Origin of the sequence: Chitinophaga sp. (assembly GCF_036569185.1) — a bacterium.
GTDB lineage: Bacteria > Bacteroidota > Bacteroidia > Chitinophagales > Chitinophagaceae > Chitinophaga.
In genome coordinates this window covers 1-3,745 of record NZ_DATCRD010000097.1, presented here as the reverse complement: position 1 = coordinate 3,745, position 3,745 = coordinate 1, and the positions used below count along the sequence as shown (strand labels likewise).

Annotated in this window: 4 protein-coding genes; 2 read left to right on the top strand and 2 right to left on the bottom strand. The window is 46.6% G+C overall.

The features are described from left to right. On the top strand, positions 1–943 hold a 943-nt coding region (locus VIM72_RS07375), incomplete at its 5' end, for a TlpA disulfide reductase family protein (RefSeq protein ID WP_332002193.1). A gap of 148 nt (positions 944–1,091) precedes the next feature. On the opposite strand, the gene VIM72_RS07370 is transcribed toward VIM72_RS07375, so the two are convergent. Beyond that, complete coding sequence (locus tag VIM72_RS07370; RefSeq protein WP_332002192.1) at positions 1,092–1,892, bottom strand: aldo/keto reductase; 801 nt, start codon at positions 1,890–1,892, stop codon at positions 1,092–1,094. 44 nt (positions 1,893–1,936) lie between these two features. Continuing rightward, positions 1,937–2,920: an aldo/keto reductase gene (locus tag VIM72_RS07365; protein ID WP_332002191.1), complete on the bottom strand. Its 984-nt coding sequence runs from the start codon at positions 2,918–2,920 to the stop codon at positions 1,937–1,939. Positions 2,921–3,071: 151 nt separating this feature from the next. Between VIM72_RS07365 and VIM72_RS07360 the strand changes: the two genes are divergently transcribed. After that, positions 3,072–3,745: AraC family transcriptional regulator (locus tag VIM72_RS07360; RefSeq protein ID WP_332002190.1), on the top strand; the 674-nt coding region annotated here is incomplete at its 3' end.

Sequence of the window (3,745 nt, the reverse complement as noted above, 5' to 3'; positions counted from 1 at the left end):
GTACGAGGTGGCCGTACACACCAGCGATACAGCCGGGAAGATCAGGGCGCTGGAGCAGCTGCGTGCGTTGTACGACCCCGGTAAATTCTGGTGGTCCGGTAACGGAATGAGTGTTTTATACGATACCTACCTGGAAGCTGGTCAAACCGGCAAAGCAATGGAACTGGCAAAGACTATGGGCGCCGATAATGGATGGGATCTCCGGCAATCGCTGGCAAGGGGCATGGAGCGGGTGAATGCATTGCTGAAAGCCAAAAAATACCCGGAAGCATTGAAACAGCTGGCGCAGTTAAAGGCGCCGCGTAATTCGGCTTTTGGGAGTGAGCTGGTTGTGTTGAAAGCCACTACTATGCATCAGAACGGGCAAACACAAGCGGCTTACCACAACCTGGTAGCAGTGGAGTCTGCGTCGCCCGATGATCTGGTACGATCCTCGCTTACAAAATTAGGCGCCGCCTTAAAGAAGAGCAACGACGAGGTGGAGAAAGACATTTGGCAGGCAAGGGAAAAATTCATTACACAGGCGCCTCCATTCGAATTGGGGCTGTATACTTCCGATAAGAAAGCGGCTTTAGCAGATTATAAGGGTAAAGTAGTGTTGCTAACCTTCTGGTTCCCCGGCTGCGGCCCCTGCCGCGCTGAGTTCCCGCACTTCGAGAACGTGCTGAAAAGATTCCAGGGCAAAAACATTGCGTACCTCGCTGTAAATGTAGATCCCATCCAGGATGATTACGTACTGCCTTTTCTGCAGGGTACCGGATATTCCTTCGTTCCTTTGCGGGGTACTGCCGAATGGGCTGAACAAACCTATAAAGTTATCGGCCAGCCTACAAATTTTCTGATAGATGGACATGGACGCATCGTGTTCTCGAATTTCCAGATAAGTGAGAACAATGAACGAAAGCTCGAATTGATGATCGCCTCTATGCTAACGAGGGGTTAAACCGGGCCGGGCGGGTAAAAGAACAAAGGCTTCGGGATCTCAGGAGACTGTTTGGTCAGGCTCCTGAGGTTCCTGAATGCCGTATTTTTATTTTGTATGTTTTGTGTGTTTGCAGCTGCAAATTGCGGAAGAAGGGCAAGCCGTTTTTTTAAACATGATAAATTAGCCCCCTGCCTTTATCCAGCGATTTGATCGTTATCATATCATCGGAAGTCAACTCAAAGTCAAATACATTGAAATTTTCAATGATCCTTTTCATATTTGCTGATTTCGGAATAACCACGACCTCTTTTTGAATTAACCATCGTAGAACCACCTGGGCAATGCTCTTATTATATTTGCCTGAAAGTGCTTTTAAAAGCTCATTATTAAAAAGATTGTTTTTACCCTGAGCAAAGGGGGCCCATGACTCCAACCGGATGCCCTGAGATTTCAGCGCTTCCTGCATTGCTGTTCTTTGGGAAAATGGGTGTGTTTCCACCTGATTGACTGCTGGTATCACACTATGCTGCCTAAGTAAATCCTGAATCTGATCCATATTGAAATTACTTACACCTATGGCCCTTACTTTACCTTCTTTATACAACTCTTCCATTGCTGTCCAGGAGGAATTTACGTCTCCCTGCGGGATATGGATCAAGTATAGATCAATATAGTCAAGCCCCAGTTTTTTTAGCGATGCTTCAAAGGCATGCTTTGCTTTTTCGTACCCGGGATCCGCCGGCAAAAATTTTGTGGTCACAAAGATCTCTTCCCGTTTGACATTACTTTTTTTAATCGCCCTGCCCACCGATCCCTCATTATTATAAGCTGCAGCTGTGTCGATCAGTCTGTAGCCAGTATTTAAAGCATTTAGCACTGACTGCTCACACGCTGAACCGTCCCGAAGCAAGTAGGTGCCAAAACCAAGCAGCGGCATTTTTATGCCGTTATTTAATGTTATGTTCATCACTTTATACCTATCTGTATTAGATTACCGGGAGTATAATTTGCTTACCTGCCTTGCAGGTGTGCCATGCTTGCGGGATAACGTTCTCCCTGAAGGCGGATGCTGTCCAAAGCCCTGTTGATATTGGCTAAATCATCATTGCTCAAGGTGATGTGTGCACCACCTATATTTTCTTCCAGGCGGGTCATTTTTGTGGTTCCCGGAATCGGTGCGATCCATGGCTTTTGCGCCAGCAGCCATGCCAATGCGATCTGCGCTGGCGTTGCGTTCTGTTCTCCCGCAATCTTTGTTACAAGGTCAACAACGGCCTGATTTGCTTCACGGTTTTCTTTGGTAAAACGAGGAAGGATATTTCTGGCATCGGTCTTGTCAAATTCAGTGTCCGCATTCATCTTACCCGTTAAAAATCCTTTGCCCAGCGGGCTGAACGGAACGAAGCCAATGTTCAATTCTTCAAGCAATGGAATGATCTCTTTTTCAGGTTCGCGCCAGAACATGGAGTACTCGCTTTGCAGGGCTGCCACGGGTTGTACGGCATGCGCCCTGCGTATACTTTGCGCGCCGGCTTCACTCATACCGAAGTGTTTTACTTTGCCTTCGGCAATCAGATCTTTTATGGTTCCGGCAACGTCTTCAACAGGCACATCCGTATCCACGCGGTGTTGATAAAATAAGTCAATATAATCGGTTTGCAGATTCCGGAGCGATTTTTCCGCCACCTGTCTGATGCGTTCCGGCCGGCTATCCAGGCCATCTGTGTGTTTGCCGTTCTTAAAGCCAAACTTAGTAGCAATGATCACTTTATCACGTACATCATGCAACGCTTTTCCCACCAGCTGCTCATTGGCGCCTTGCCCATACACTTCAGCGGTATCAAAGAAAGTAATGCCCGATCCATAGGCTTTTTGAATGAGTGCAATAGCATCGTTTTCATTTGTTGCCGGACCATAACCATGGCTTAATCCCATGCAGCCAAAACCAAGTTCAGACACTGCTAATCCTGAGTTTCCTAATTGTCGTGTTTTCATTTTGTATGTTTTCTGCTGCAAAATTGCATAGGAAGGGCGAGCCGTTTTGTATACAGATTACGGGTTTTCCTACCAATATTACTGATTGGGAGGGCCGGTATCAAAAGGGCTTGCCGGAATTTGTAATTTTGTAATGATAAAAGAATGAAGTATGGAAGAGATTATAAGAATTGACAGCATCGCACAATACAATTCCATACGGGGCGTAACTACCAAACATCCTCTGGTTACGGTGATCGACCTCTCGAAAGCGCAACCGATGCCCGCCAGAACATTCAACCTGGGTTTGTATGCGGTAGGTCTGAAAGAACTGAACTATGGCCAATTGCGCTATGGAAGAAGTCACTATGACTACCAGGAAGGAAGTCTGATATTTGTAGCGCCCGGACAGGTGTTAGGTGTGGAACCCGGCGTTGAGCTCTTTGCCCCGAAGGGCTGGGTATTGCTCTTTCATCCCGACCTGATAAACGGCACTTCGTTGGGCAAACACATGCAGGATTATTCTTTCTTTTCGTATGATGTAAATGAAGCGCTTCACCTGTCGGATAAAGAGAAGAGTATTGTGATCGATTGCTTCTCCAAGATCGGGTATGAACTTGATCAAAATATAGACAAGCACAGCAAAAGACTGATTGCATCCAACATTGAGCTGCTGCTCAATTACTGCATCCGTTTTTACGATCGCCAGTTCATTACGCGCGACCATGCAAATAAAGGGATCCTGGAACGGTTTGAACATTTATTGAAAGGTTATTTCTCATCCGATAAGCCACAGAACCAGGGCTTGCCTTCCGTAGCTTATTGCGCCGAAGCCCTGCATTTATC